The organism is Marinobacter sp. H13, from assembly GCF_059072335.1.
In genome coordinates this window covers 1,740,212-1,767,203 of sequence record NZ_JCACRU010000001.1, presented here as the reverse complement: position 1 = coordinate 1,767,203, position 26,992 = coordinate 1,740,212, and the positions used below count along the sequence as shown (strand labels likewise).

The following is a 26,992-nucleotide window of genomic DNA, read 5'->3' as shown; positions in this document are numbered from 1 at the left end:
TATGAAACTGCTTATTCGTCCCGCTCCGGAAGTTGCTATCAAGAGCAAACCCGTACGCCGTCAGCAAATGCGTCATCTGCGGCAGAACATCCGCAAACTGCTGGCACGGCTGGATCCTGAAATCCGCGTTGAGGGCAGTTGGGATCGGGTAGACGTGGCTGTGCCCGACGGGCGTAGCCTGTCCGGGCCTGTCATCGAGGCCCTTCTGCGTATTCCGGGTATCTCCACCATTCAGGAGATCGGGGCATTCCCCCTTGTCAGTCTTGAGGATGTTGCGGAAAAGGCGGTAGCGGCTTTTTCGGAGCGTCTGACTGGCAAGACGTTTGCGGTCAGGGCCCGCCGCCATGGCGAACACACTTTCCGCTCCATTGATCTTGAGCGTACCGTCGGAGCCGCCCTCATGCAGGCATCCGGGGCCCGGGGTGTTGATCTGAAATCACCCGAGGTCGAGGTACGCATTGAGGTGCACGGCGACCAGTTCCATATTGCCCATCGCAGACATCGGGGGCTTGGCGGTTATCCGTTGGGCAGTGTCGAGAATGTGCTGACTCTGATTTCCGGCGGCTACGACTCTTCGGTGGCCGCCTACCTGATGATGCGTCGCGGCCTGCGCAGTCATTTTCTGTTTTTCAACCTGGGAGGCACGGCCCATGAGGTGGGTGTTCGCCAGGTGGTGCACTACCTGTGGGACCGTTATGGCGCCTCTCACAGCGCCAAGTTTATCTCGGTACCCTTCGAGGGCGTGGTTGCCGAAATCATGCGATCGGTGAATCACCGTCACTGGGGGGTGGTTCTGAAACGACAGATGCTGATGGCAGCTGCCGAGATTGCTCGCAAGAACAACTCAGTGGGCGTGGTAACCGGCGATGCCGTCGCCCAGGTATCGAGTCAGACTCTGAGCAACCTCAACGTGGTAGACAGGGCCAGTGACGAGGTGGTTCTGCGCCCGTTGGTGTCCATGGACAAGGAATCCATTATCCGCATCGCGCGGGAAATCGGCACGGAATCTTTCGCACGAACCATGCCTGAATACTGCGGAGTGATCTCCCAGAAGCCTGCCACCCGGGCCAAGCTGCACCGGGTGGAAGAAGACGAGGCCCAAATGGACGCCGCGGTTCTGGCAAACGCCATTGAGGCACGTGAGGAAACGCCGGTAAACCGGTTGCTGGAAACCACGGTAACGCCAGAGGAAGTGGAGCTCGTGCAGACACCCTCGGTGGATGATGTGATCATCGACGTGCGTCACCCCTCGGAAGGCGAGCAGTCACCGTTGATGTTGACCAACAACGAGATTCTGCAGATTCCATTCTATGAGCTGAACCAGCAGATACCAGAACTGCCGGCGAACCGGCAATACCTGTTGTACTGCGATCGCGGCACCATGAGCCGCATGCACGCCGGGCATCTGAAGGCCGAAGGGCACGAAAACGTGAAGGTTTACGTGCCCGCAGCCTGAAGCGTCAGCCTGCCAGACCTTTGAAGAACTGCTGGACGTTCTCGCTCAGAGCCTCCAGATCGTAACCGCCTTCCTGCACTACCAGCGTCGGCAGCCCCAGCTGACGCACATGGGTGCTGAGCTTGCAGAACCCTTCGGAAGAGACTGACACCTTGGCCTGTGGATCGTTCTTGTAGATATCGAAGCCGAGGGCAAGGATCAGGGCATCCGGCTGGAAAAGTTTGATGGCCGCCAGGGCTTCATCCAGTTTTGCGAAGAAATCTTCTTCCGTTGAACCGTGGGGCATCGGCATGTTGATGTTGTAGCCAAAACCTTCCCCTTCGCCACGTTCGTTCTCAAAGCCGCTGACGACCGGGTAGAAGTTGGTGGTGTCGCCATGGATGGAGATGTACAGCACATCGCTGCGATCGTAGAAGATTTCCTGAATGCCCTGGCCGTGGTGCATGTCGGTATCCAGAATCACGATCCTGGGGAACCGTGTTTTCATGTGCTCGGCGGCGATGGCGGCATTGTTCAGGTAACAGAAACCACCGGCTGCATCCCGGCGGGCATGGTGCCCCGGCGGGCGACAGACCGCATACGAAGTCCGGTCGCCGGCGATCAGTGCATCAGCCGCACCCAACGCGCTCTGGGCAGACCAGTACGCGGCATGCCAAGTGTGTTCGCCAATCGGACAGCTGCCATCAGCCTGATAGCGGGCCGCCTCGGCGAGAATGCCAGTCAGGTGATTCGGGGAACGGACGAAAATATTCGAAATAACCTCATCGCCCCAGTCATCCATCTGTTTCCAGCGCCGATGCGCAGATTCAAGAAAGCGCAGGTAGCCCAGATCGTGGACTTTTGAAATCGGCCCCGCACCCTGGTCCGCAGGCTGCAGCACAGAAATACCCATTTCCTTCAGTCCGCCCAGCATTTCACCGGTTCGAGCAGGAATCTCCTGGGGCTGGCGCATCTGTCCCCGGGTAAAGTACGTCTGTGGAATGTGCTCATCCTGTGCGGGATGGAAAAATGCCTTCATTGTACGGTCTCCTGGGTGTCTGATCCCCCGAGTATAGGCACACTCAGGCGATGATCAAAAGCCTGCCCTTGACTTTACAGGTCGGGATACAACATCCACTATGAAAGACATAAAACACTGACGCAACCAGATTACCTGGACTGCGCCCCACACGGGGCGGAGCCAATCACAGAAGAGGAGTCGAGATGATCGAGTCACCCCTGCTGGAAAAGCTGACCGGCTATATCGGTGGTCGCTGGATTGATAATGAGCATGGCAACACCTTCGATGTTTACAACCCGGCAACGGGCAAGGTGATCGCCCAGGTCGCATCCATGTCGGAAGATGAAGTGAGCGCCGCTATTGCCTCCGGCAAGTCGGCACTGCGGTTGATCAGTCCCTACAGCATCGAGACCCGCCGCAAGTGGCTGGAAGACATCCGGGATGCGCTCAAGGCCAACAAGGAAGAAGTGGGCCGCATCCTCTGCATGGAGCACGGCAAACCGCTGCAGGAGGCCCAGGGTGAAGTAGATTATGCCGCCGGGTTTTTCGACTACTGCTCCAAGCATATTCAGGCACTCGACGCCCACACCATTCCGGAAAAGCCGAAAGACTGTACCTGGACGGTCCACTACCGCCCCATTGGTGTCACCGGCCTGATTACGCCCTGGAACTTCCCCATTGGCATGATCGCCAAGAAGCTGTCTGCGGCCCTGGCGGCCGGCTGTCCGTCGTTGATCAAACCGGCCAGTGAAACCCCGCTGACCATGATTGCCCTGTTCAGCCTGATGGATAAGCACACCGATATTCCGGATGGCATGGTTAACCTGGTGATGGGTAAAGCCAGCGTGATCGGCAAGGTTCTCTGCGAGAGCCCCGACGTGCCCATGCTCAGCTTTACCGGTTCCACCGAAGTGGGCCGCAAGCTCATTGTCGATACGGCGGATCAGGTCAAGAAACTGGCCCTGGAGCTGGGCGGCAACGCGCCGTTCATTGTCTTTGATGATGCCGATCTGGACGCTGCAGCTGATAACCTCATCGCCAACAAATTCCGTGGTGGTGGCCAGACCTGTGTCTGTGCCAACCGGATTTTCGTGCATGAGAAAGTGGCCGATGCCTTCGGTGAAAAGCTTGCCGAGCGTGTTAACAAGATGACCGTCGGTGACGGCATCAACGGCGACGTGGATCTTGGCCCGCTGATTAACCAGGCTGGCTACGACAAGGTCAAACGCCACGTTCAGGACGCCCTTGAAAAAGGCGCCACCCTGGTTGCCGGCAAGAAGCCGGAAGATCTTGGCAACGACCTGTTCTTCCCGCCCACCGTGGTCCACGGTGTGAACCGGGAGATGTCCTGCTACCAGGAAGAAACCTTCGGCCCGCTGGTACCCATGGCCCTGTTCCGCACGGAAGAGGAAGTCATCGAAGCCGGTAACGACACCGAGTTCGGCCTGGCCTCCTACGTGTTCACCAACGATGCCGAACGCGCCCAGCGTGTGGCTGCCGGCCTGCGCTTTGGCCACTGTGGCTGGAACACCGGCACCGGCCCGACGCCGGAAGCCCCGTTCGGTGGCATGAAGGCCTCCGGCATAGGCCGTGAGGGCGGTCTGGAAGGTCTGTTCGAGTTTGTAGAAGCGCAGACTGTACCAAGAGGTTTTTAACAGAGAAGCCATCTCCAAAGCGAGATAAGCGCGGGGGCGGGGCTCTGTTCAGGACTGTCTGTGGCCAAGGATGGCCACAGCCAAGCGCACATGGATGTGCTCGTAGCGTGTCCTGAACAGAGCCCCGCCCTCGTGCGTTCCTCCCTGGATAAGGGCTAACCCAGACCCCAAAGAAATCCCTCTTTTCTCCTGTTATACTCAACAACCTGTTTATTTAACCAGTAGCGAACCGATTCTTTATGGACGTCTCCCACATCATCGATCCGTTGAACGATGCCCAGCGTGAAGCTGTTACCGCTCAGAACGATCACCTTTTGGTTCTGGCCGGCGCAGGAAGTGGCAAAACCCGTGTTCTGGTGCACAGGATCGCCTGGTTGATGACCGTGGATCGGGTGCCGCCCACTGGAATCCTGGCGGTGACCTTCACCAACAAGGCCGCCAAGGAAATGCGTTACCGCATCGAGCAGATGATGGACATTCCGGCCCGCGGCCTTTGGTTCGGCACCTTTCATGGTATCGCGCACCGACTGCTGCGTTCGCACTGGAAAGATGCTGGGCTGCCGGAGAACTTCCAGGTTCTGGACAGCGACGACCAGCTGCGACTGATCAAGCGGGTGATACGGGAAAACCAGATTGATGAGAGCAAGTGGCCACCGAAGCAGGCCCAGTGGTTTATCAGTAGCCAGAAGGACGAGGGGCTGCGGGCGGATCACATCCAGGAGAATCCGGGCGACCATTTCCTGTCGATCATGCTGAAGATCTATCGCCAGTACGAAAAACTCTGCCAGCAGGGTGGTCTGGTGGATTTTGGCGAGTTGTTGCTGCGATCCCATGAACTGTGGCTGCATCGTCCGGAGCTGCTGGCCCATTACCAGAGCCGGTTCCAGCATATCCTGGTGGACGAGTTTCAGGACACCAACACCATTCAATATGCCTGGCTGCAGGTGCTGGCCAGCAATCGCGTGCCAATGACGGTGGTGGGGGACGACGATCAGTCTATCTACGGCTGGCGGGGCGCCAAGGTCGAAAACATCCAGCAGTACCAGCGGGATTTCCCCAATGCCCGGTTGGTGCGTCTGGAGCAGAATTACCGCTCCACCCAGATGATCCTGAAGGCGGCCAACGCGGTGATCGCCAACAACCAGGGCCGGCTGGGCAAGGAGCTCTGGACCGACGGTCCGGAAGGCGAACCGATCAGCCTGTACGCGGCGTTCAACGAGCAGGACGAAGCCAACTACATTGCCGACAGCATTTCTGCCTGGGTGCAGGACGGCAACCTGCGCAGTGAATCCGCGATTCTCTATCGCTCCAACGCCCAGTCCCGGGTGCTGGAAGAATCGCTGATGCGCCAGGGCATTCCTTACCGGGTATACGGTGGCCTGCGATTCTATGATCGTCAGGAAATCCGCAACGCCCTGGCATATCTGCGGTTGGTCCAGTATCGCCGCGACGATGCGGCGTTTGAGCGGGTGGTGAACGTGCCGCCCCGTGGCATTGGCGCCAAGAGCCTGGCGGAGCTTCGGGAATACGCGACCGAGCAGAGTATCTCATTGTGGGAATCCGCCGAGCGTCTGCTGGAAGCCGGGCAGGTTAAAGGCCGGGCCAAAACCGGGCTGCAGTCTTTCATTGCGATCATCGAAGGCCTCTCCGACATGGTGGGCGATGCTTCGTTGCATGGCCTGATGAAGCAGACCATCGAAAACAGCGGGCTGAAGGACTATCACGCCAGCGAAAAAGGTGAGAAAGGCCAGGCCCGGGTGGAGAACCTCGAGGAACTGGTCAATGCGTTGTCTGACTATGAGGTGGAGGACGGCGTGGACGCGCTGTCGGAATTCATTGCTCAGGCGGCTCTGGATGCCGGTGAATCCCAGGCCGAGGACCATGAGGACAGCGTTCAGTTAATGACCCTGCATTCCGCCAAGGGTCTGGAGTTCCCCCTGGTTTTCCTGGCGGGCGTGGAAGAGGGGCTGTTCCCCCACGGCATGTCCCTGGAAGAACCTGGTCGCATGGAAGAGGAGCGCCGCCTGGCCTACGTGGGCATAACCCGGGCCATGAAAAAGCTGGTGCTTACTTACGCCGAATCCCGCCGCCTGTACGGCCAGGAAAGGTTCAATGCCCTATCCCGGTTCGTGCGGGAAATTCCCGGCGACTGCCTGCAGGAAGTGCGCTTGCGCAACACGGTAACTCGCCCGGCCATGATGGACCGGCCCAACGAAAGCCTGTTCAGCCAGGATTCGGCGCAGCAGTCCGGGTTCAGCCTGGGGCAGCGGGTGCGTCATCCGAAGTTTGGCGAAGGTGTCGTGATGAATTCCGAAGGCACGGGGCACCATACGCGGGTGCAGGTGAACTTTGATGAGGGCGCCAAGTGGCTGGTTCTGGCTTATGCGCCTCTCGAGGCCTGCTAATTGTAAGCAGGCCTACATCAGAACTGCGTAAATCACACCCGCCAGAACAATCCGATAGATAACGTACGGCCACATGCCTACCTTGTTGAGCCACTTCAGGAAGAAGTGGATTGCGGTAATGGCCATCAGGAATGAGGTCACTCCGCCAATCAGAAAACCACTCCAGTCGACGATCACATCCGAAGTTGCCACTTCCAGCAGTTTCACCGCCGACGCCAGCACGATAATGGGAATTGCCAGCAGAAAAGAGAACCTGGAAGCGGTTTCTCTGGTCATGCCCAGGAACAGGCCGGCGGTGATGGTTACGCCGGAACGGGAGGTGCCGGGGACGAGGGCCATGGCCTGGGCGATGCCAACCAGGACGGCGTCTTTCCAGTTCAGTTTGTCGAGGGTGCGCTGACGTTTGGGCAACCAGTCTGCAAGGCCGAGGAGCAGGCCGAAGAACAGGGTGGTGAAGAAGATGACTTCCACCGCCCGCAGTTCGTTGTCGATCATATCCAGCAACGCCAGGCCGGCCAGGCCCGCAGGGATGGTGCCGATGACGAGGTACCAGGCAAGGGCGCCCTGGCCAACGATTTTGCGGCGGCTGACGGAAATCAGTCCGTCCCGGGCAATACCAAAAACATCCCTCCGGAAATAGAGCACAACCGCCAGCAAGGTCCCGACGTGCACCGACAGGTCGAAACCCACGCCCTGATCGGTCCAGCCGAACAATGCCGGGGTCAGAATCAGGTGGGCGGAGCTGGAGATGGGTAGGAATTCGGTCAGTCCCTGGAGAAGGCCAAGGAAAAGGGCCTGGAAAACATCCATTGCGTGGATTCCGTCAGATTCGGTGCGTCAGAAATGTGGGCGGGATATTAGCAGGGTGGGGGTGGGCTGAACAGATAGTGCGAGTGAAGCCAGCGCCATGATCCGAAGTCTGGCGCTGGCCTCTGCGGCTTATGCCGGAAACCGGTCCCGGGTGCGATTGGCTATTTTGACCAGCATCAGCATGAGCGGTACTTCCACCAGCACACCCACTACGGCGGCCAGCGCTGCGCCGGATTGCAGGCCGAACAGTGCGATGGCTGCGGCCACGGCCAGTTCGAAGAAGTTGCTGGCACCGATCATGGCGCCAGGCGCTGCGATACAGTGGCGTACTTTCCACAGCCTCGCCCAGCCGTAGGCCAGGAAGAAAATCAGGAAGGTCTGAACAATCAGCGGCACGGCAATCAGCACGATGTGCAGGGGGTTGTTCAGGATTACCTCGCCCTGGAAGGCGAACAGCAGTACCAGAGTGACAATCAGCGCTGCCGGGGTGACCGGGCTGAGCCGCTTCATGAAGACATCGTCGTACCACTGCTGACCGTGGCGCGAGATCAGGGCGCGGCGGGTCAGGTAGCCGGCCGTTAGCGGAATCACGATGTACAGGACGACCGACAGCAGCACGGTATCCCAGGGCACCTGGATGTCGGAGATGCCCAGCAGGAAAACAACAATCGGCGCGAAGGCAAACAGCATGATGATGTCGTTAAGCGATACCTGCACCAGAGTGTAGGCGGCATCGCCTTTGGTCAGGAAACTCCACACGAACACCATGGCGGTGCAGGGCGCCGCACCCAACAGGATCGCCCCGGCCAGGTACTCGCTGGCCAGTCCCGGCGCGATCCATGGCTCGAACACCACCATCAGAAAGAACCAGGCAATGGCAAACATGGTGAAGGGCTTGATCAGCCAGTTGACGATGGTCGTGATCGCCAGGCCTTTCGGTTCTTTGCGTACCCCGACCACCGCACTGAAATCAATCTGCGCCATCATCGGGAAAATCATCGCCCAGATCAGAATGGCGATGGGGATGGAGACCTGCGCGTATTCGAAACGGGACAGGGTCTCGGGTACCACTGGTGCGAGCTGACCGAGCGCCACGCCGGCGATGATGGCCAGGGCTACCCATACCGACAGGAACTTGCCGAACAAATCCATGCCGCCGTCGGCGTCTTCAGCCCGGGTTATTTCTGTGTTGGTGCTCATCGTATTTGATGATTCCTTTACTCGTAGGGAGACTGAATCTATTATGCACAAAATTGGATATCCATAAAGCCGAATATATTGGGAAGCAGATATGAAGCGCCGCGTTTTGTTTGTCTGTACCGCCAACAGTGCCCGTTCTCTTATGGCAGAAGCCTTGCTGCGGGACATAGCCGGGGACCGGTTTGAAGTGGCCAGCGCCGGTACCGAGCCAACCGAGCCCCACCCGATGGCATTGCAGGTTCTTGAGGAAGCCGGCGTATCGACGGAAGGGCTTTCTAGCAAGCGGTTGGCAGATTTGCAGGAACAGTATTGGGATTACGTGATTACCCTCTGCGAGAAAGCTTCCAGCGAGTGCGGTGCGGTCTGCCAGCCGGCCCAGCAGATTGCCTGGGATTTTGCCGATCCGGTACCAGCAAACCGCCATTCCACTTTCGCCCTCAGGCTTAAGGAGATCAAAGAGCGAGTCGCCCTGTTCGCACTCATTCATCAGAAAGAAACTGGAGCGAAACCCGCCAGCTATGACCCGGTCACGGTGTTCAAGGCGCTGGCCGACGATTTCCGCCTTGCGGCGCTGTTAATGATCCGCAGCCAGGGGCAACTCTGTGTCTGCGAGCTTACCGAAGCCTTTGAAGCGCCCCAGCCGAAAGTCAGCCGGCATCTGGCCACGTTGCGGGATGCCGGCCTGCTGGCCACGGAGCGTCGGGGCCAGTGGATCTACTATTCCCTGAACCCGGGCATTCCGCAGTGGCTGGCCCGGGTGCTGGATGAAACCGCCAGCCATAACGGCCGATTGATAGAGAACCCGCTTGCGCGATTGCAGGCCATGGCAGACCGCCCATCTGTCCAATGTCTGTAATGTCCGCAGGGTCTAATGTACGGAACAGGTTTATCAGGAGCACAACATGAGCAAGATCAAAGTAGGCATTAATGGATTTGGCCGAATCGGTCGTCTGGCCTTGCGGGCCGCCTGGGGCTGGCCAGATATGGAGTTTGTGGCCATCAACGATCCGGGCGCCGATACCGGTACTTTGGCTCACCTGCTCAACTTTGACAGCATCCATGGTCGCTGGAGTCGGGAAGCCACTGCCGACGGAACGGATATCGTCATCGAGGGCCAGCGCATTCGCGTGACTCACAACCGGAGCATCGGTGAAACCGACTGGTCCGGCTGCGATCTGGTGATCGAGGCCAGTGGCGTGAACAAGAAGGTCAGTGCTTTGCAGGCGTACCTGGACCAGGGCGTGAAACGGGTCGTGGTCACGGCACCGGTGAAGGAGGCGGGCGCCAAGAACATTGTGGTTGGTGTGAACGATGATATTTTCGACCCGGCCAACGACCGCATTGTGACCGCTGCCTCCTGCACCACCAACTGCCTGGCGCCGGTGGTGAAGGTGATTCATGAGAAGCTGGGCATCAAGCACGGCTCCATCACCACCATTCACAGCCTGACCAACACCCAGACCATTATTGATGCGCCCCACAAGGACCTGCGCCGGGCGCGGGCCTGCGGGAGTTCACTGATTCCTACCAGCACCGGTTCCGCAACGGCGATTATCGAAATATTCCCCGAGCTGAAAGGGCGTCTGGATGGCCACGCAGTGCGCGTTCCGCTGACCAATGCGTCGCTCACCGATTGCGTGTTTGAAGTTGAAACGGCCACGGACAGGGATATCGTAAACCAGCTCTTGAAAGAAGCCGCTGAAGGCGAGCTCAAAGACATCCTGGGCTACGAAGAGCGCCCACTGGTGTCCATTGACTACAAGACCGACCCGCGTTCCTCCATCGTCGATGCCCTGTCCACCATGGTGGTCAACGGCACCCAGGTGAAAATCTACGCCTGGTACGACAACGAATGGGGCTACGCCAACCGCACCGCGGAACTGGCGCGCAGGGTGGGTGCTGCCTGATATGACGGCTGCCATCCGACAGTACCTGGTGATCACCGGCAACTACTGGGCCTTCACTCTGACCGATGGCGCCCTGCGGATGCTGGTGGTACTGCATTTCCACCAGTTGGGCTACTCGCCCCTGGAAATCGCCCTGCTGTTCGTCTTTTACGAGTTCTTCGGGGTGGTGACCAATCTGGTGGGTGGTTATCTGGGCGCCCGTATGGGGCTGAACCGCACCATGAACATCGGGTTGTTCCTGCAGATTGTGGCGCTGGCCATGCTGGCAGTCCCGGCGGTGATCCTGACGGTGCCCTGGGTAATGGCAGCGCAGGCGCTCTCGGGCATTGCCAAGGATCTGAACAAGATGTCCGCCAAGAGCGGCATCAAGCTGCTGGTGCCGGATGAGCAGCAGGGCACCCTGTACAAGTGGGTGGCCATTCTGACGGGCTCCAAGAATACCCTCAAAGGTGTGGGCTTTTTCCTCGGTGGGGTCCTGCTGATGGCGGCCGGCTTCAAGGGTGCCGTGATTATCATGGCGGTGGCTTTGGGACTGGTCTGGCTGGCCAGCCTGTTCTTGCTGGGACAGGATCTGGGCAAGAGCAAGGCCAAACCGAAGTTCAGCGAGATCCTCTCCAAAAGCCGGGCCATCAATGTCTTGTCGGCGGCCCGGATGTTTCTGTTCGGCGCGCGGGATGTCTGGTTTGTGGTTGCTTTGCCCGTTTACCTGCACACGGTCTTTGGCTGGGACTTCTGGAAAGTGGGCGGCTTTATGGCCAGCTGGATTATCGGCTACGGCTTTATTCAGACCATTGCCCCGCGCATCACCGGCAACATGGAAGGCAAGCAGCCTGCTGTGCTCTGGGCGGCAGCACTGGCGCTGATTCCGGCAGCGATTGCCATCGGCCTGGCAGCGGGTTGGTCACCCCAGTTCGTGATTGTTGGTGGCCTGCTGTTGTTTGGCGTGCTGTTTGCCGTCAACTCGTCGCTGCACAGCTATCTCATCGTTAGCTATGCCCGCGGTGATGGGGTGTCCCTGGATGTGGGCTTCTATTACATGTCCAATGCCGCCGGCCGGTTGCTGGGAACGATTCTGTCCGGCTGGGTCTACCAGGCCTGGGGGCTGGAGGCCTGCTTGTGGATATCGTCGGGTCTGGTGGCCATGGCCGCGTTGCTGTCGGTTTTGTTGCCCCAGCGGCGGCCAGTGACGGCCTGACCGGGCTTCAGAACCGAATGGCCAGCCCTGCGGCGGCTTCCACCTGCAGGTAGCCGCTGCTGTCGAATCTGAGTTCGCAGCCGCCGGAGCAGAACGCGGAGCCGCCCGAGTTCAGGGCTGTGTAAACACCACGCAGATCGAGCCTCAGGCGCAGTTGTTCCGTCAGGAAAAACTGGTACCCGCCGCCAATGGACAGGGCGGCCCGGTGATGGGTTTCATACCGTGAATCGTCCGGCTCGAGGCGGGTAACGCCGAACACACCAGAGACAAACCCGCCATGATTCTGGCCAGCCGGGAAATACAGCCCGCCGAACTGGAGCTGGTAGATGGTCAGGTCGATGGAATCCAGGCCCGGTGCGAACAGGCCATTGTCCAGTCGGGCCGAGGTGCTCTGCCGGCCGAAATAAATCTCTCCCTGTTTGCCGGGCTCTGCAAGATCAAAATTGAACACCAGGCCCTGGCTGGCGGAATCCCGAAAGTCGATCTGGTCTGAGGTGCTGGCGCCGGCGGTCTCGATATCGACAGAGCTGCTCATGCGAAAACCTGCAAACGGTGCCAGGCTGACCTCTGCTTCCAACGGCGGGGCAATCAGTGCAGATGCCAGTGTGAAGATAATAAGAGATCGAAGCTTCATACATCCCTGGCCTGTGTGGCTGGTTGTTGGCAGGACACTGTGCAATGGTATATCCGTTATGAACGTTGGCGAGCCCTGGTGATGCTATCTTGACAGATTTGGTGCTAGAAAATCTCTGCGTTGGCACTCTCCGTAATGTGTCTTTGACGGTACCTGGTGGGCAGGTTGTCTGCCTGTCCGGTCCTTCGGGCAGTGGCAAGAGTCGGCTGCTGAGGGCCGTGGCTGATCTGGAACCACACGGCGGCAAGGTTTCTCTGGGTGATACCGCCCAGTTGAATGTTCCCGCACACCAGTGGCGACGCCGGGTGGTTATGGTACCGGCAGACAGTCAATGGTGGTTTGATGAGGTGGGTGGTCACTTTCCGGATGATGCTAAGGCAGAATTGCCGTCAGCGCTGGGCTTTCCGCCCGGCGTTATGGAGTGGTCGGTAAGTCGGCTGTCCTCTGGTGAGCGACAGCGGTTGGCGCTCTGGCGGGCCCTGGTGCTTGAGCCTGAGGTTCTGTTGCTGGACGAAACCACTGCCAATCTGGATAACAACAGCACGGAAGCCATTGAAACCTGGCTGCTCAATGTGATCCGGAGGCGGCAGATCGCGGTGCTTTGGGTCGCTCACGACCCGGCGCAGATCTATCGGGTGGCGGATGCCCACTACCGGATCCACGGCACCAGGCTGGAGCGCGCTAATGGAAGTGATTGATTTGGCCTGGTGGAAGCTGGGCCTGGCGGCCTTGCTAATTCTGGCGCTGGCCGGTACCGGCTATCTGGCCCGGCTCGGTATTACCCGGAGTCTGCTGATTGCGGCACTCCGCACGGTCATTCAACTGGCGTTGATCGGGCTGGTTCTGGAGGCTCTGTTCGCATCCTCTGCGTTCTACTGGATTGCGCTGCTGGCATTGGTCATGCTGTTGGTTGCCGGCCGGGAAGTGGTCGCGCGCCAGGGGCGACGATTGCGGGGCTGGTGGGCGTTCAGTATCGGTACAGGGGCGATGTTTGTGTCGTCCTTTTCCGTCACCATCCTGGCCCTGACTGTCGTGATCGGCCCAGACCCCTGGTACACCCCACAGTATGCCATTCCCCTTCTGGGCATGATGCTCGGAAACACCATGACAGGCGTCAGCCTGGCGCTGGATCGTTTGAACGAATCGGTCTGGCGGCAGCGGGCCGTCATCGAGAACCGCCTGATGCTGGGCCAGACCTGGAAGCAGGCGCTGGAAGATATCCGGAGAGACGCCATGCGCAGTGGTATGATGCCATCCATCAACGCCATGGCCGCTGCCGGTATCGTCAGCCTGCCCGGTATGATGACCGGCCAGATTCTCGCAGGCAGCCCGCCGGCAGTGGCGGTGAAATACCAGATCCTGGTGATGCTGATCATCACCGTCGGCACCGGATTTGGTGCCCTGATGGCAGTTTCCTGGGGCGGGCGAAGACTGTTCGACGACCGGGAGCGCCTGCGACTGGACCGACTGGTGAAACAATGATCGACCTGCTACGACGTTACCCCCTCCCTGTGATCGTTCTGGCCCAGCTTTTCGGCACCTCGCTCTGGTTCAGTATCAACGGTGTCTGGTTGTCGCTGGCCGGCGAGCTGGGCCTGACCGAGAGTGATCTCGGGCGGCTGACATTGGCGGTGCAGGCCGGGTTTATCGCGGGCACCCTGACCATTGCGGTGACCGGCCTGGCCGACCGCTTTGGCGCCAGTCGGATCTTTGCGCTATCGAGCCTGTTGGGGGCTCTGGTTAACGGTGGATTTATTTTCGCTGCCGATGCGCCGCCGCTCGATTTCCTCCTGCGCTTTGCCACCGGGCTGTGTCTGGCCGGCATCTATCCCTTGGGCATGAAAATGGTAATTGCCTGGACGCCAAAGTATGCCGGGGCCGCCCTTGCCTGGCTGGTGGGCATGCTGACACTCGGAACGGCGCTGCCCCACCTGATGCGCGGAGCAACCCTGGGCATGCCCTGGGAGTGGCCGCTGATGGCTGCGTCCTGTCTTGCCGTGGCCGGAGGGCTGCTAGTGTTTCTGCTGGGTGACGGCCCGCACCTTCCTAAAAGCAGCGGGCGATTGCCCCTCAGCCAGGGGTTGGCGGCTCTGCGCATCCCGAGATTCCGGGCAGTGGCCGGTGGTTACTTCGGCCATATGTGGGAGCTCTACGCGTTCTGGACATTAACACCCCTGCTCATCGGCCGGGAGCTGCAGCGGATGGGGCAGAGTGACGCACTTATTCCCTGGTTGTCGTTTGCTGTCATTGGCATTGGTGCGGCAGGTTGCGTCGGTGGTGGCCGGCTCAGCCGAACACGGGGTAGTGAATGGGTGGCCCAGCGAGCCCTGATGGTGTCCGGAGCCTTCTGCCTGGTTTACCCCTGGCTGAACGGACTATCGCCGGCCTTGCTGATCGTTTTGCTGATAGTCTGGGGCATTGCTGTGGTGGCCGATTCACCTCAATTCTCGGCGCTGGCCTCGGCAACGGCACCGAGGGAGTCGGTAGGCTCCTCTCTGGCGGTGATGAATGCGGTCGGGTTTGGTCTGACGCTGCCTGCCATCTGGCTGACCAGTGGGCTCTGGGGCCAGTTGAATGTCTGGGTGGTTCTCCTGCTGTTCCCCGGTCCGGTGCTCGGGCTTTGGGCGCTCTCCCGGGCTTGGCCTGAGGTTCAGGCTGGTTAGTGAGACATCGTATGACGACCTCTGGAACCACGCCGAGAATACTCCTTCTGTCTGGCTACGATGCCGCCAGTCACAGGCGCTGGCGGGAGCAGTTGAGCGCCATGTTTCCGCGTTATGAATGGCAGTTTCTTGCTTTGCCGCCAAGATTCTTCCGCTGGCGTATCCGTGGCAATCCACTGAGCTGGCTGAACGAGTCACTCCTGCAGGAACACTGGGATCTGATCATTGCGACATCCATGGTGGATCTGGCAACCCTCCGAGGGCTGCACCCGCGTGTTGCTCACACTCCCTGCCTGCTCTACATGCACGAAAACCAGTTCGCCTTCCCGGTATCCAGCGGCCAGAACGCCAGTGCTGACCCGCAGATGGTGAACCTGTACAGCGCGCTTTCGGCCGATTGTGTGGTGTTCAACAGTGGCTGGAACCGGGACAGTTTTCTGGCTGGCGCCGACTCTTTCCTCAAAAAGCTGCCCGACGCAGTGCCCGAGGGCCTGATCGAAACCCTGCGGGACAAGTCGAGGGTGATACCGGTGCCGATCGAGGCCCGGTTGTTTGTTGATCGCCGTCCACTTATGAACCGGGCCTGCCCCCATCTGCTCTGGAACCATCGCTGGGAATACGACAAGGGGCCTGATCGTCTGCTGAAGTTCCTGCAGGCGCTGGACCAGCGTTCGATGCCGTTCAGGTTGAGTGTGGTGGGTGAGCGATTTCGAAGCTATCCGAAAGCATTTGACCGGATCCGGGAACAGTTTGGTCCTTGCATCGAACACTGGGGGTTTCTGGAAAGCCGTGAAGACTACGATCATTTGCTGCGTCAGGCGGATATTGTGATCTCCACGGCTTTGCACGATTTCCAGGGGCTGTCGATGCTCGAAGCCATGGCGTCAGGTTGTGTCCCATTGGCGCCGGATCGCCTGGCCTATCGCGAGTACGTGCCGGAACTGTGTCGCTATGACAGCCATGAACAGGATGCGGAGCGAGAGGCTGAAGCTGCCGCCGACAGCCTCGAAGCCATGCTGGAAAAGGGCGCATCAGCCTGTCCGCCAGAAGGTTGGCGGGCATCCAGACTGGCCGGAGACTACCAGTTCCTGTTTCAGCACCTGATCAAAACCGGAGCAGGCAAGTCCTGATCCTGTTTCTTCCCCAAACCTGTCTCAGATCAAACCCGCCCTCTTGCGGTTGTCACCGTCGATACTAGACTCAAAGCTGTCTGCCGGCCTCACCACAGGGAGTCGTGGCCATGGAGTTTCATACCCTCGACGGCAATGAAGCGGTGTCCTCAGTGGCTTACCGCCTGAGCGAGACCATTGCCATCTATCCGATTACGCCCGCTTCAGTGATGGGCGAACACGCTGATGACTGGGCAGCTCTGGGCAAACCCAATCTCTGGGGACAGGTGCCCAGTGTGGTGGAGATGCAGTCCGAGGCCGGTGCGGCCGGTGCTATGCACGGGGCGCTGCAGGCCGGTTCCCTGGTGACCACTTTTACTGCCTCCCAGGGGCTGCTGTTGATGCTGCCCAATCTATACAAGATTGCCGGTGAACTGTCGCCGTTCTGCATGCACATTGCCGCCCGCAGCATTGCCACCCACGCCCTGTCTATCTTCTGCGACCATTCCGATGTCATGAGTGCCCGCGGTACCGGGTTTGCCCTGCTGGCTTCGGGGTCGGTTCAGGAAGCTCAGGATATGGCCGCGATTGGCCACGCCGTGACCCTCGAAAGCCGGGTGCCGGTGATGCATTTCTTCGATGGGTTCCGGACCTCCCATGAGATTTCCAAGATTGCAGCGCTCAGTGACGAGGATTTGCAGGCGCTGGTATCGCACGAAGAGGTCGAAGCGCATCGTAGCCGCCGGATGACGCCGGACCGGCCAGTGGTTCGGGGCACCTCCCAGAACCCGGACGCCTTCTTCCAGGCCCGGGAGGCAATCAACCCGTTCTATCAGGCGTTTCCGGACAAACTTGAAGCCGTGATGGACCGGTTTGCCGGCATTACCGGGCGCCAGTACCGGCTGTTTGATTATTTCGGCCACCCCGAGGCCGACCGGGTGGTCATCCTGATGGGTTCCGGGGCCGAATGCGCCCATGAGACGGTGGAGTGGCTGCTGGAGCAGGGCGAGAAAGTCGGGGTCCTCAAGGTGCGCCTGTTCCGGCCCTTTGCCACGTCGCGTTTTCTGGACGCTTTGCCCGATACCGTCGAACATCTCGCGGTGCTGGATCGCACCAAGGAACCGGGAGCCCAGGGTGAGCCCTTGTTGCTGGAAGTCAGCGGTGCCCTGATGGAGGCCTACAGCCGGGGGGATCGGAAGGTACTGCCCCGGGTGATTGGCGGCCGATATGGGCTGTCTTCCCGTGAGTTTACGCCGGCCATGGTCTGCGCCATTTTCGACGAACTTAAAGCGGCAGCGCCGAAAACCCGCTTCACCGTCGGCGTGCGGGACGATGTCAGCCACCTTTCGCTGGAGGTGGATAGCGAACTGGATATTGAATCCCCGAAAACCCGCCGGGCGCTGTTCTTCGGTCTCGGTGCCGATGGCACTGTCAGCAGCAACAAGGCCAGCATCAAGATCCTGGGTGAGGGCACGGAGCTGTTTGCCCAGGGCCATTTTGTCTATGACTCCAAGAAATCCGGCGCTACCACTGTCTCCCATCTGAGATTTGGGCCGCTGCCGATCCGCTCCAGTTACCAGATCAACAGGGCCCAGTTCGTCGCCATTCACGCGCCCCAGTTTCTGGAGCGGTTTGATGTGCTCGAACACGCTGCCGAGGGCGCCACGGTGCTGCTCAATGTGCCCTGGCCGAAAGAGGAGGTCTGGGACCGGCTGTCGGAAGAGGTCCAGCGGGCGCTGGTTGAGCGCAAGGCCCGACTGTTTGTGATCGATGCCGCCGAAGTGGCGGAAAAAGCGGGTCTGGAAAGACGGATCAACACCGTGATGCAGGTCTGCTTCTTCGCCCTGGCGGATATCCTGCCCCGGGATGAGGCCATTGCCCACATCAAGGAATCCATCCGCAAAACCTGGGGCCGCCGCGGGCCGGAAGTGGTGCGTCGCAACGTGGAAGCGGTGGACTCGGCGCTGGACAACCTGCACGAGGTACCGGTACCGGACAAGGTAACGGCCACCCGCACCCGGCCACCAAGAGTGCCGGAGGATGCGCCGGACTTTGTGCAGAAAGTCACCCGCCTGTTGCTGGAAGGGCAGGGGGACAAGCTGCCGGTCAGTGCTTTTCCGCCGGATGGTACCTGGCCAACGGGAACCAGCCAGTATGAAAAGCGAAGTATCGCTCTGGAAATCCCGATCTGGGAATCTGACCTTTGCGTGCAGTGCAACTTCTGCGCAATGATCTGCCCGCACACCGCGATCACCAGCAAGGTGTTTGAGCCCGAGACGGTCAAAGGGGCGCCAGAGGCGTTCGAGGTGGTGCCGGAAACCCACACCTCGGAGCTGGAGGGACTGGATTACCGTATTCAGGTGGCGCCTGATGACTGCACCGGCTGTGGCTTGTGTGTCGAGGTCTGCCCGGCAAAGGACCGGACCCAGCCCAAACGCAAAGCCATCAATATGCAGCCAATCGAGCAGCACCGCGAGGTGGAGGCGGACAACCTGGCGTTCTTCCGGCAGTTGCCGGATGTGCCCAGGGATCGCATCCCCCGTGATTTCAAATCCCTGCCGCTGCTGATTCCCCTGTTCGAATATTCCGGCGCCTGTTCCGGCTGCGGCGAAACGCCCTACATCCGGCTGCTGACCCAATTGGTGGGAGATCGGCTGCTGATTGCCAATGCCACGGGCTGCTCCTCGATCTACGGTGGCAATCTGCCCACCACACCCTATACGGTCAACGCCGACGGCCGGGGGCCCACCTGGAACAATTCGCTGTTCGAAGACGCGGCGGAACTGGGACTGGGCATGCGTCTGGGGCTGGACAAACTCGTGGGTCGGGCCCGGCAGTTACTGGACGGGTTCCAGGGACAACTGCCTGGCGCGCTCTACTCTGAGCTGACCAGCGCCTGCACCACCGTTGATGAATCGGCAATGGCATCCCGGCGCACAGCGATTGAGCAGCTCCGCAGCTGGCTGGCGGACCAGCAGGCTCCAGAGGCCCGGGAACTCGACAGCCTGGCCGACGAGCTCTGCCCGAAAAGTGTCTGGGTGATTGGTGGCGATGGCTGGGCCTACGATATCGGCTATGGCGGGCTGGACCACGCTTTGGCCTCGGGCCAGAACCTGAAACTGCTGGTGCTGGATACCGAAGTCTATTCCAACACCGGCGGCCAGCAATCCAAGGCCACGCCCATGGGTGCCATTGCCAAGTTCGCCTCCGCCGGCAAGGCCACCCGCAAGAAGGATCTGGGCCTGCTCGCCATGAGCTACGGCCATGTCTACGTAGCCCAGATCGCCATGCAGTCCCACAGCAACCACACCACCAAGGCTCTGCAGGAAGCGGAGAGCTTCGATGGCCCGGCGCTGATCATTGCCCACAGCCCCTGCATTGCCCACGGTTACGACCTGGTGCACTCCCCGGCACAGCAGAAGCGGGCGGTGGACAGCTGGGCCTGGCCGCTGTACCGGTTTGATCCCCGGCGTATTCACGAAGGGCTGCCGCCCCTGCAACTGGACTCTCTGCGCCAGAAAGTCACCATGAAAGCCTACATGCAGGAAGAAGCCCGGTTCCGGATGCTGGAGCTGAGGGATCCCCAACGCTACGAACAGCTGGTGGCTGCGGCGTCGGAGGCGGCCACGGAACAGCGTGAGCTCTATAAGCAGCTGGCGGGGATACATTTTGAGCCCCACGAATCTTCGGAAGCAGGTAACGAGAAGGGTGAACGTCATGACTGAGCTGGCAACCCGTTGGCTGGGGCTGGAACTCCGCTCGCCCCTGGTGGTTGGCGCCAGTCCGCTGACCGATGACCTGGACGCCCTGAAAGCCTGTGTTGAGGCAGGTGCCGGTGCCGTGGTCATGCATTCGCTGTTTGAGGAGCAGCTGGTGGAGGAGCAGATGGCGGCCCACCGGTTTATTGATTCCCGGATCAATACGGACGCCGAGGCCCGATCGTTTTTTCCGGAATCCGAGCTGTTCGAGATGGGATCGGACAGCTACCTGCAGCGATTGGAGCTACTGCGACACTCACTGGGTGTGCCGGTGATTGCCTCGCTCAACGGTATCTCGACGGGTGGCTGGACCAGGCATGCACGCGAGCTGGAAGCGGCGGGCGCCCATGCCATCGAACTGAATCTCTATGACCTGGCATCGGATCCGAATGAAACAGCTGAAGCACTGGAACAGCGGCAACTTGCGGTAGTGAGGTCAGTGACTGAGCAGGTGAGCATTCCGGTCAGCGTCAAGCTATCGCCTTTCTATTCGGCGTTGCCGGCTTTTGTGGCAGGTATTGAAGCGGCTGGCGCCCACGGGCTGGTTCTGTTCAACCGGTTTTACCAGCCCGATATGGACCTGGACGAGCTGGAGTTGAGCCGGGAAGTGGTGCTTTCATCCAGCGCCGAGCTGCCGTTGCGCTTGCACGCTGCGGCCATGCTGTATGGCCAGACATCACTGGAGATGGCCGTCTCGGGTGGCGTTCACAGTGGTGATGATGCGGCAAAAGCGATTCTTTCGGGCGCTTCCGCAGTGCAGGTGGTCTCCGCATTGCTGTCGGAGGGTGCCGGCGCCCTGTCGAGGATTACCCGGGAAATGAATGCTCGGCTCTCCGGAATGGGGTACCGCTCGCTGGCAGAAGCACAGGGCGTTCTGTCTATGGCGAACGCCCCCAATGCCCGAACCTGGGAGCGCCTTAATTACGCCCGCCTTCTGCACGGCTGGAAATAGAGTGGTGAAGGTTCAGAGCACTTGCTCTGGCACTTCCCTTATTCGACCGTGCTCATCGATGGCAACGTAGACGAACAGGCCCTCGGTTACCTTGCGTGGATTCTTGGCGGTACGGTCAAGGGTCCACACTTCCACGCTGATTTTCATGGAACTGCGACCGATATCGACGAGTTCGCAGTAGCAACCTACCTGAGATCCTACTCGCAGCGGTGACAGGAACTCCATCCGGTCCATGGCCACGGTGGCGTTACGGCCCTGGGAAATCCGTCCTGCCATGGTATTGGCGGCGAGATCCATCTGTTTCACCAGCCAGCCAGCGAAGACATCGCCATTGGCGTTGGTGTCCGCGGGAAGCGGTATTATCTGCAGGGTGAGGTCACCACGGGGCATGGGTTTGTCATCGTCTAGCGCGGTCATAGTACTGCCTTCTTGCGAACCTGGAATTGTTTTAACACGCATGGTAACGGGCTGGAGCGCCGCTGCAAGCAAATTTGAAGATTCCGGACTATATTTCAGATGCTGTAACAAAGTTGTCACAGAGTGCTATTAGTCTGCACACATCGGTAAAACACATCCGACACAACGTCCAAACCGAATCATGGAGACTTGACGTGATGAAACTGAACAAAGCACTCGCGACTGTTGCACTGGCCGGCTCCGTAGCCGCCATGTCTGCACCGGCCATGGCCCGTGACACCATCAGCATCGTGGGTTCCTCAACTGTTTATCCGTTCGCCACAGTTGTTGCCGAGCGTTTCGGCACCAAGACCGACTTCAGCACACCCAAGCTGGAATCCACCGGTTCCGGCGGTGGTCTCAAGCTGTTCTGTCAGGGTATCGGTACCCAGCACCCGGACATCACCAACGCCTCGCGTCGGATGAAGACTTCCGAGTTCGAGCTTTGCCAGAGCAATGGTGTTAAGGACATCACCGAGTTCCGTATCGGTTCTGACGGTATCGTTATTGCCAGCTCCAAGAATGCCGAGAACCTCGAACTCACGCTTGAACAGTTGTTCCTGGCCCTGGGTTCCAAAGTGCCTGTTAACGGCGAGTGGGTAGCCAACCCGAACAAAAACTGGAGCGACGTTGATTCCAGTCTGCCGAACAAGCCGATCCGTGTGATGGGCCCCCCTCCGACCTCCGGTACCCGTGACTCGTTCAACGAGCTGGCCCTGGCCGCTGGTTGCGATGAGCTGCCCGAAGCCGCTGACCTGAGCAAGGACGAGCACGCTTCCATCTGTGAAAGCGTTCGTGAAGACGGCGTATTTATCGAGGCGGGTGAGAACGACAACCTGATCGTGCAGAAGTTGATTGGGGATGCCGGGATGTACGGCGTATTCGGTTACAGCTTCATGGAAGAAAACTCCGACCGTCTGCAGGCCGCTACCCTGAATGGCAAGGTACCGACTGCTGAAGCCATTGCTGCGGATGAGTATCCGGTAGCCCGTTCACTGTTCTTCTACGTGAAGAAAGCACACGTTGGTGTGGTTCCCGGCATCCAGGAGTACGTTAGCGAGTTCACCAGCAACGCTGCCATGGGCCAGAACGGCTACCTGAAAGATGTTGGTCTGATCGTGCCGCCCCGTGCTGCCCTGATGGACCTGATGGAAAAGGCAGAAAACATGCCGAACCTGACCCTGGACGAGCTCAAGTAAGACCGCCGTCCGGTCAAGAACAGAGGTGCGGGTCTCGATTGAGGCCCGCACCTTTTGCACGTTTGGACGATCCGGTGCCAGTGCAGAGCTGAATCTGTAAACTGTGCGCCAATACGAAGTCGAATACAGGAATTTTCATGCAACCGGCTAATCTTTTATTACTGACACTGGTGCTGGCGATCGTGGCCTATTGGCTTGGTTACGCCCGCTCCCGGTCGCTGGCGATGCCGATGGGTGGGATCCGTCATCTCAAGTCCCTTCCTTTCTATTATGGGGCCCGGGCGGCATTGTGGAGTGGTATTCCCGCGCTTATCGTGCTCGGTTTGTGGGCAGCATTCCAGGGCAAAGTCATTCAGCTGATTGTGATTGGTGGCCTGCCAGACGGCATGGTACCGACGACCGACGGTGAAGCCAGCCTGCTGCTGAGTAAAATCAGTAACGTGGCCAGTGGGGCGTTACCGCCCGGGTTCGTGGAGGCACCGATCGCTGAGGCTGCTGAACGCTTGCAGGCCTTGCGCACTCAGAGCCGGTTCCTCATGTCTGCGCTGGTTATCTCGGTTGCCGTGCTCGCGGGTTTCCTTGGCTGGTTGAGAATCAGGCCGCGCCTGAATGCCCGTGTCCAGGTTGAAGCCATTCTCAAGTGGGTATTCTTCGCCTGTGCGGCCCTGGCCATCCTGACCACTATAGGCATCATTTTCTCGGTGGCCTTCGAGACGTTCCGGTTCTTCGAGAAGGTACCGTTTACCGAATTTTTCTTTGGCAGCCACTGGAGTCCCCAGACCGCACTTCGGGCTGATCAGGTTGCGTCCCAGGGTGCATTCGGCATGATCCCCCTGTTCACTGGCACCCTCCTGATTTCAGCTATTGCCATGGTTGTGGCCGTGCCGGTGGGGCTGCTTTCAGCGATTTACCTGTCCGAGTATGCCGGCAAAAAAGTTCGTGGTGTGGTCAAGCCGCTGCTGGAAATGCTGGCCGGTATTCCCACCGTGGTTTACGGTTTCTTCGCCGCGCTGACCGTTGCGCCGTTTATCAGCGATCTGGCCGCATCCATGGGTATCGAGGCATCAAGCCAGAGTGCCCTGGCCGCTGGTGCCGTTATGGGCATCATGATCATTCCGTTTGTGTCTTCCCTGTCGGATGACGTGATCAATGCCGTGCCCCAGGCCATGCGTGATGGCTCTCTTGCGCTCGGAGCCACCCAGTCCGAGACCATGAAAAAGGTGATTTTCCCGGCTGCACTGCCCGGCATCATGGGCGGTATTCTGCTGGCGGTCTCCCGGGCCATCGGTGAAACCATGATCGTGGTCATGGCCGCTGGTCTGGCTGCTAACCTGACGGCCAACCCGCTGGAAACGGTTACCACCGTAACCGTGCAGATCGTGACCCTGCTCACCGGTGACCAGGAATTCGACAGCGCCAAGACGCTGGCTGCCTTCGCATTGGGCGCCATGCTCTTCCTGGCAACCCTGTTGCTCAACGTCATTGCACTGAAAATCGTACGCAAATATCGGGAACAGTATGACTGACCAACGTTCACAGGCGGAGATTGTCCGCCAGTCGCTCAAGCGTCGCTACCGTAAGGAACGCCGTTTCCGCGCCTACGGCATCATGGCAATCGCCATTGCCCTGGGGGCCCTGTTAATCCTGTTCACCGATATCATCGGCAAGGGTTATACCGGCTTCGTGAAGACCACCATCACCATGGATGTGCAGTTGGATGGTGAGATGATGTATCTGGATGATCCCACGGACGAGCGTCAGATCAAGATGGCCGATTTTGTCGAGCCTCTGGTTCAGGCACTGATCAAGGAGATCCCTGGAGCAACGGAGGATGACCGGAATCAGGTTCGCGAGCTGATCAACCCGTACGCCTCGGTGACGCTACGGGATGCCCTGAAGGCAAACCCCGATTGGTTGGGCACCACCCAGACCATGACCTTTCTCACGCACACGGATGTGGATGTCTACGTCAAGCATGCAGGGGATGATGCCTACTCGATCAAGCTGAACGACCAGCAAAAAACCTGGGTCGATGAGCTTCTGGAGCGGGACGTTATCGAGACATCGTTCAATGATGTGTTCTTCAGTGGCGGCGATTCCCGTGATCCGTCCAAGGCAGGTATTCTTGGCGCCATTGTCGGTTCGCTGCTGACCATGTTCGTTACCCTGATCCTCTCGTTCCCGATTGGTGTGGCCGCGGCGATCTACCTGGAAGAATTCGCGCCCCAGAACAAATTCACCGATTTTATCGAGGTGAATATCAACAACCTGGCGGCGGTTCCTTCCATCATCTTTGGTCTGCTTGGCCTCGCGGTGTTTATCAACCTGTTCGGGATGCCACGTTCGGTTCCGGTGGTTGGTGGTCTGGTGCTGACGTTGATGACTCTGCCGACCATCATCATTTCCAGCCGGGCCGCGATCAAAAGCGTACCACCCTCGATCCGGGAGGCCGCTGAAGGTATCGGTGCATCCAAGATGCAGGTAGTTCTGCACCATGTGCTGCCGCTGGCCATGCCGGGTATGCTCACCGGTTCCATCATCGGTATGGCCCAGGCACTGGGTGAAACCGCACCGCTGCTGCTGATCGGTATGGTGGCGTTCATTGTGGACGTACCCGACGGGTTCTTCGATTCGGCGACGGTGCTGCCTGTGCAGGTGTTCCTGTGGGCGGGCAGCCCGGAGCTGGCCTTTATTGAGCGAGCGTCGGCAGCCATCATGGTGCTGCTGGCCTTCCTGATCAGTATGAACGCATTGGCCATCTGGATGCGCAAACGTCTCGAGCGCCGGTGGTAAGGAGAATCAAGATGAATAGTGTGAATACAACCATTACCAGTGAAGTTACCCAACCGGACGAGGTTGCCGTGCCAGTTCAGGAATCGAAGCCCGCTGAAACCATCATCGAGGAAGGCAAGACCGTCGGTAAGCCTTACTCGGACGACCCCAAGTTCAAGCTTCGGGATGTCGAGGTATTCTACGGGGATGCCCCCGCGATCAAGAAGATCAGCCTTGATATTGGCCGTAACGAAGTCATTGCCTTCATCGGCCCATCCGGTTGCGGCAAATCCACCTTCCTGCGCTGCCTGAATCGCATGAACGACAGCATCGATATCTGTCGTGTGAAGGGTTCCCTGCAACTGGACGACCACGACATTTACGACCCCAAGCGGGATGTGGTCGAACTGCGGGCCAGGGTCGGTATGGTATTCCAGAAGCCGAACCCCTTTCCCAAGTCCATCTATGACAACGTGGCTTACGGTCCCCGGATTCACGGCCTGGCCAACCGCAAGTCGGATCTGGACGAGATTGTGGAAAACAGCCTGCGCAAGGCCGGCCTCTGGGAAGAAGTAAAGGATCGCCTGGACGCCAACGCAACCGGTATGTCCGGCGGCCAGCAACAGCGTCTGTGTATTGCCCGTGCAATTGCCGTGAGCCCGGAAGTGGTGCTGATGGACGAGCCCTGCTCGGCCCTGGACCCTATCGCGACCGCGAAAGTGGAAGAGCTTATTGCCGAACTGTCCGAAAGCTACACGATCGTTATCGTGACCCACTCGATGCAGCAGGCGGCCAGGGTATCCCACCGCACGGCCTACTTTCACCTGGGGCACCTGGTGGAAGTGAACGAGACCAACAAGGTATTCACCTCGCCGGAACATGAACTGACCGAGTCCTACATCACCGGCCGTTTCGGCTGATTCCGGACCTGAGGAATTTTGGAGAAGAACAGTATGCCTACGAAGAAGGACGAAGTTTACGGGGATCACATCTCCCACAAGTTCAATAACGAACTGATGGAACTCAAGACCGAGTTCCTGAAAATGGGTGGCATGGTGGAATCCCAGGTCGAGAACGCCATTCAGGCCCTGGTGGATGGCGATGGTCATCTGGCCGACGAAATCCGTGCCAACGACAAGAAAGTTGACCGGATGGAAGTGGAAATCGACGAGGAAGCCACCCTGATCATCGCCCGTCGCCAGCCGACGGCAAGGGATCTGCGTCTGGTGATCTCGGTCATCAAGATGGTGGCCGACCTTGAACGGGTTGGCGACGAGGCCAAGAAAATCGCCAAGCTTGCGATCAAGCTGCAGGAAGAAGGCCAGGCCCCGCGGGGCTATGTGGAAGTACGCCACATTGGCACCCACGTGCTCAGCATGCTTCACGATGCCCTGGATGCCTTTGCCCGGCTGGATTCGGAGCAGGCGCTGCGGATCATGAAGGAAGACAAACGCGTCGATGAGGAATATCAGGCAGCTGCTCGGACCCTGCTGACGTTCATGATGGAAGATACCCGTAACATTTCACGGTGCATGTCGGTGATGTGGGTGCTCCGTGCCCTGGAGCGGGTGGGTGACCACGCATGTAACATTGCTGAGAACGTGATTTTCATGGTCAAAGGCGAGGACGTTCGTCATACGCCGGTTGAAGAGGCTGAGAAAGTCGTCGGCCGCTGATTTTTTGGCCTGGGAGGAGGGCCGCCGCGTGGTGCGGCTTTCCGAGACACGCTCGAGCCGTCCATGGATGGCGAAAGCTAAGCGCGCATGGATGCCTTGAGCGTGTCCCAAACAGCATTACCGGACCGCTTGCCGGCACCCAAGG

Annotated in this window: 22 protein-coding genes; 17 read left to right on the top strand and 5 right to left on the bottom strand. The window is 59.3% G+C overall.

Annotated features, from left to right (window positions below; all coding sequences use genetic code 11):
• Nucleotide 1 precedes the first annotated feature (1 nt).
• Entirely contained in the window at nucleotides 2-1,456 is a 1,455-nt protein-coding gene (gene thiI, locus AC5JQH_RS08290) for a tRNA uracil 4-sulfurtransferase ThiI (protein ID WP_493805472.1), read from the top strand.
• A 4-nt stretch (nucleotides 1,457-1,460) separates the two neighbouring features.
• On the opposite strand, the gene AC5JQH_RS08285 is transcribed toward thiI, so the two are convergent.
• Nucleotides 1,461-2,474, bottom strand: coding sequence for a histone deacetylase family protein (locus AC5JQH_RS08285; protein WP_476158377.1), 1,014 nt, complete (start codon nucleotides 2,472-2,474; stop codon nucleotides 1,461-1,463).
• A gap of 185 nt (nucleotides 2,475-2,659) precedes the next feature.
• Here AC5JQH_RS08285 and AC5JQH_RS08280 point away from each other — a divergent pair, with 185 nt between their 5' ends.
• Both AC5JQH_RS08280 and uvrD read left to right on the top strand, forming a co-directional pair.
• Nucleotides 2,660-4,111, top strand: a complete 1,452-nt coding sequence (locus AC5JQH_RS08280; protein WP_493805471.1) for an NAD-dependent succinate-semialdehyde dehydrogenase — start codon at nucleotides 2,660-2,662, stop codon at nucleotides 4,109-4,111.
• A 239-nt stretch (nucleotides 4,112-4,350) separates the two neighbouring features.
• A complete protein-coding gene (uvrD, locus tag AC5JQH_RS08275; RefSeq protein WP_493805470.1) occupies nucleotides 4,351-6,516 on the top strand; it encodes a DNA helicase II in 2,166 nt (721 codons plus the stop codon).
• A 12-nt stretch (nucleotides 6,517-6,528) separates the two neighbouring features.
• Here the strand turns inward: uvrD and AC5JQH_RS08270 are convergent, their stop codons facing one another.
• Together AC5JQH_RS08270 and arsB are read right to left on the bottom strand one after the other, a co-directional pair.
• Nucleotides 6,529-7,326, bottom strand: a complete 798-nt coding sequence (locus tag AC5JQH_RS08270; RefSeq protein ID WP_008172985.1) for an undecaprenyl-diphosphate phosphatase — start codon at nucleotides 7,324-7,326, stop codon at nucleotides 6,529-6,531.
• 129 nt (nucleotides 7,327-7,455) lie between these two features.
• Entirely contained in the window at nucleotides 7,456-8,526 is a 1,071-nt protein-coding gene (gene arsB / locus AC5JQH_RS08265) for an ACR3 family arsenite efflux transporter (protein ID WP_493805469.1), read from the bottom strand.
• Between the two features lie 91 nt (nucleotides 8,527-8,617).
• Here arsB and AC5JQH_RS08260 point away from each other — a divergent pair, with 91 nt between their 5' ends.
• From AC5JQH_RS08260 to arsJ, 3 genes are read left to right on the top strand one after another with little or no spacing between them, the layout of a single operon-like run.
• Nucleotides 8,618-9,382: a metalloregulator ArsR/SmtB family transcription factor gene (locus AC5JQH_RS08260; RefSeq protein WP_008172983.1), complete on the top strand. Its 765-nt coding sequence runs from the start codon at nucleotides 8,618-8,620 to the stop codon at nucleotides 9,380-9,382.
• A gap of 46 nt (nucleotides 9,383-9,428) precedes the next feature.
• Complete coding sequence (locus AC5JQH_RS08255) at nucleotides 9,429-10,433, top strand: ArsJ-associated glyceraldehyde-3-phosphate dehydrogenase (RefSeq protein WP_493805468.1); 1,005 nt, start codon at nucleotides 9,429-9,431, stop codon at nucleotides 10,431-10,433.
• Between the two features lies 1 nt (nucleotide 10,434).
• Nucleotides 10,435-11,628, top strand: a complete 1,194-nt coding sequence (arsJ, locus tag AC5JQH_RS08250; RefSeq protein WP_424006652.1) for an organoarsenical effux MFS transporter ArsJ — start codon at nucleotides 10,435-10,437, stop codon at nucleotides 11,626-11,628.
• A gap of 7 nt (nucleotides 11,629-11,635) precedes the next feature.
• Here the strand turns inward: arsJ and AC5JQH_RS08245 are convergent, their stop codons facing one another.
• Entirely contained in the window at nucleotides 11,636-12,262 is a 627-nt protein-coding gene (locus tag AC5JQH_RS08245; protein ID WP_493805467.1) for a hypothetical protein, read from the bottom strand.
• A gap of 89 nt (nucleotides 12,263-12,351) precedes the next feature.
• Between AC5JQH_RS08245 and AC5JQH_RS08240 the strand changes: the two genes are divergently transcribed.
• From AC5JQH_RS08240 to AC5JQH_RS08215, 6 genes are all read left to right on the top strand, one after another.
• A complete protein-coding gene (locus tag AC5JQH_RS08240; protein WP_482902152.1) occupies nucleotides 12,352-12,960 on the top strand; it encodes an ABC transporter ATP-binding protein in 609 nt (202 codons plus the stop codon).
• Nucleotides 12,947-13,744 carry an ABC transporter permease gene (locus AC5JQH_RS08235; protein ID WP_482902153.1) on the top strand — a complete coding sequence of 266 codons (798 nt, stop codon included), beginning with the start codon at nucleotides 12,947-12,949 and terminating at the stop codon, nucleotides 13,742-13,744. Before AC5JQH_RS08240 ends, AC5JQH_RS08235 begins: the two co-directional genes overlap by 14 nt.
• Complete coding sequence (locus AC5JQH_RS08230) at nucleotides 13,741-14,925, top strand: MFS transporter (protein ID WP_482902154.1); 1,185 nt, start codon at nucleotides 13,741-13,743, stop codon at nucleotides 14,923-14,925. The genes AC5JQH_RS08235 and AC5JQH_RS08230 overlap by 4 nt, the downstream gene beginning before the upstream one ends.
• A gap of 11 nt (nucleotides 14,926-14,936) precedes the next feature.
• The gene (locus AC5JQH_RS08225; RefSeq protein WP_273157397.1) at nucleotides 14,937-16,055 is read left to right on the top strand and encodes a tRNA-queuosine alpha-mannosyltransferase domain-containing protein; all 1,119 of its coding nucleotides are present in this window, start codon (nucleotides 14,937-14,939) and stop codon (nucleotides 16,053-16,055) included.
• A gap of 110 nt (nucleotides 16,056-16,165) precedes the next feature.
• A complete protein-coding gene (gene nifJ, locus AC5JQH_RS08220; protein ID WP_493805466.1) occupies nucleotides 16,166-19,759 on the top strand; it encodes a pyruvate:ferredoxin (flavodoxin) oxidoreductase in 3,594 nt (1,197 codons plus the stop codon).
• The gene (locus tag AC5JQH_RS08215) at nucleotides 19,752-20,744 is read left to right on the top strand and encodes a dihydroorotate dehydrogenase-like protein (RefSeq protein ID WP_491713300.1); all 993 of its coding nucleotides are present in this window, start codon (nucleotides 19,752-19,754) and stop codon (nucleotides 20,742-20,744) included. Before nifJ ends, AC5JQH_RS08215 begins: the two co-directional genes overlap by 8 nt.
• 12 nt (nucleotides 20,745-20,756) lie before the next feature.
• On the opposite strand, the gene AC5JQH_RS08210 is transcribed toward AC5JQH_RS08215, so the two are convergent.
• Nucleotides 20,757-21,161 carry an acyl-CoA thioesterase gene (locus AC5JQH_RS08210; protein ID WP_286811128.1) on the bottom strand — a complete coding sequence of 135 codons (405 nt, stop codon included), beginning with the start codon at nucleotides 21,159-21,161 and terminating at the stop codon, nucleotides 20,757-20,759.
• A gap of 197 nt (nucleotides 21,162-21,358) precedes the next feature.
• Here AC5JQH_RS08210 and AC5JQH_RS08205 point away from each other — a divergent pair, with 197 nt between their 5' ends.
• The 5 genes from AC5JQH_RS08205 (at nucleotide 21,359) to phoU (ending at nucleotide 26,847) form a co-directional block, all read left to right on the top strand.
• Nucleotides 21,359-22,399: a substrate-binding domain-containing protein gene (locus AC5JQH_RS08205; protein ID WP_414673567.1), complete on the top strand. Its 1,041-nt coding sequence runs from the start codon at nucleotides 21,359-21,361 to the stop codon at nucleotides 22,397-22,399.
• A 137-nt stretch (nucleotides 22,400-22,536) separates the two neighbouring features.
• Nucleotides 22,537-23,925, top strand: a complete 1,389-nt coding sequence (pstC, locus tag AC5JQH_RS08200; protein ID WP_491713301.1) for a phosphate ABC transporter permease subunit PstC — start codon at nucleotides 22,537-22,539, stop codon at nucleotides 23,923-23,925.
• Nucleotides 23,918-25,192, top strand: coding sequence for a phosphate ABC transporter permease PstA (pstA, locus tag AC5JQH_RS08195; RefSeq protein WP_053113208.1), 1,275 nt, complete (start codon nucleotides 23,918-23,920; stop codon nucleotides 25,190-25,192). The genes pstC and pstA overlap by 8 nt, the downstream gene beginning before the upstream one ends.
• A gap of 11 nt (nucleotides 25,193-25,203) precedes the next feature.
• On the top strand, nucleotides 25,204-26,091 hold the full coding sequence (gene pstB / locus AC5JQH_RS08190; RefSeq protein WP_041645688.1) for a phosphate ABC transporter ATP-binding protein PstB: 888 nt from the start codon (nucleotides 25,204-25,206) through the stop codon (nucleotides 26,089-26,091).
• Nucleotides 26,092-26,124: 33 nt separating this feature from the next.
• Nucleotides 26,125-26,847, top strand: coding sequence for a phosphate signaling complex protein PhoU (gene phoU / locus AC5JQH_RS08185; RefSeq protein ID WP_088558819.1), 723 nt, complete (start codon nucleotides 26,125-26,127; stop codon nucleotides 26,845-26,847).
• Nucleotides 26,848-26,992 lie beyond the last annotated feature (145 nt).

Excerpts from the sequence above, each read along its gene's own strand:
- AC5JQH_RS08260 (WP_008172983.1), top strand. The coding sequence starts at position 8,618 with ATGAAGCGCCGCGTTTTGTTTGTCTGTACCGCCAACAGTGCCCGTTCT.
- AC5JQH_RS08255 (WP_493805468.1), top strand. The coding sequence starts at position 9,429 with ATGAGCAAGATCAAAGTAGGCATTAATGGATTTGGCCGAATCGGTCGT.
- AC5JQH_RS08230 (WP_482902154.1), top strand. The coding sequence starts at position 13,741 with ATGATCGACCTGCTACGACGTTACCCCCTCCCTGTGATCGTTCTGGCC.
- thiI (WP_493805472.1), top strand. The coding sequence starts at position 2 with ATGAAACTGCTTATTCGTCCCGCTCCGGAAGTTGCTATCAAGAGCAAA.
- AC5JQH_RS08210 (WP_286811128.1), bottom strand. The coding sequence starts at position 21,161 with ATGACCGCGCTAGACGATGACAAACCCATGCCCCGTGGTGACCTCACC.
- AC5JQH_RS08215 (WP_491713300.1), top strand. The coding sequence starts at position 19,752 with ATGACTGAGCTGGCAACCCGTTGGCTGGGGCTGGAACTCCGCTCGCCC.
- pstC (WP_491713301.1), top strand. The coding sequence starts at position 22,537 with ATGCAACCGGCTAATCTTTTATTACTGACACTGGTGCTGGCGATCGTG.
- AC5JQH_RS08235 (WP_482902153.1), top strand. The coding sequence starts at position 12,947 with ATGGAAGTGATTGATTTGGCCTGGTGGAAGCTGGGCCTGGCGGCCTTG.
- arsJ (WP_424006652.1), top strand. The coding sequence starts at position 10,435 with ATGACGGCTGCCATCCGACAGTACCTGGTGATCACCGGCAACTACTGG.
- AC5JQH_RS08270 (WP_008172985.1), bottom strand. The coding sequence starts at position 7,326 with ATGGATGTTTTCCAGGCCCTTTTCCTTGGCCTTCTCCAGGGACTGACC.
- AC5JQH_RS08285 (WP_476158377.1), bottom strand. The coding sequence starts at position 2,474 with ATGAAGGCATTTTTCCATCCCGCACAGGATGAGCACATTCCACAGACG.
- nifJ (WP_493805466.1), top strand. The coding sequence starts at position 16,166 with ATGGAGTTTCATACCCTCGACGGCAATGAAGCGGTGTCCTCAGTGGCT.
- uvrD (WP_493805470.1), top strand. The coding sequence starts at position 4,351 with ATGGACGTCTCCCACATCATCGATCCGTTGAACGATGCCCAGCGTGAA.
- AC5JQH_RS08280 (WP_493805471.1), top strand. The coding sequence starts at position 2,660 with ATGATCGAGTCACCCCTGCTGGAAAAGCTGACCGGCTATATCGGTGGT.
- phoU (WP_088558819.1), top strand. The coding sequence starts at position 26,125 with ATGCCTACGAAGAAGGACGAAGTTTACGGGGATCACATCTCCCACAAG.
- AC5JQH_RS08205 (WP_414673567.1), top strand. The coding sequence starts at position 21,359 with ATGAAACTGAACAAAGCACTCGCGACTGTTGCACTGGCCGGCTCCGTA.
- pstA (WP_053113208.1), top strand. The coding sequence starts at position 23,918 with ATGACTGACCAACGTTCACAGGCGGAGATTGTCCGCCAGTCGCTCAAG.
- AC5JQH_RS08245 (WP_493805467.1), bottom strand. The coding sequence starts at position 12,262 with ATGAAGCTTCGATCTCTTATTATCTTCACACTGGCATCTGCACTGATT.
- arsB (WP_493805469.1), bottom strand. The coding sequence starts at position 8,526 with ATGAGCACCAACACAGAAATAACCCGGGCTGAAGACGCCGACGGCGGC.
- pstB (WP_041645688.1), top strand. The coding sequence starts at position 25,204 with ATGAATAGTGTGAATACAACCATTACCAGTGAAGTTACCCAACCGGAC.
- AC5JQH_RS08225 (WP_273157397.1), top strand. The coding sequence starts at position 14,937 with ATGACGACCTCTGGAACCACGCCGAGAATACTCCTTCTGTCTGGCTAC.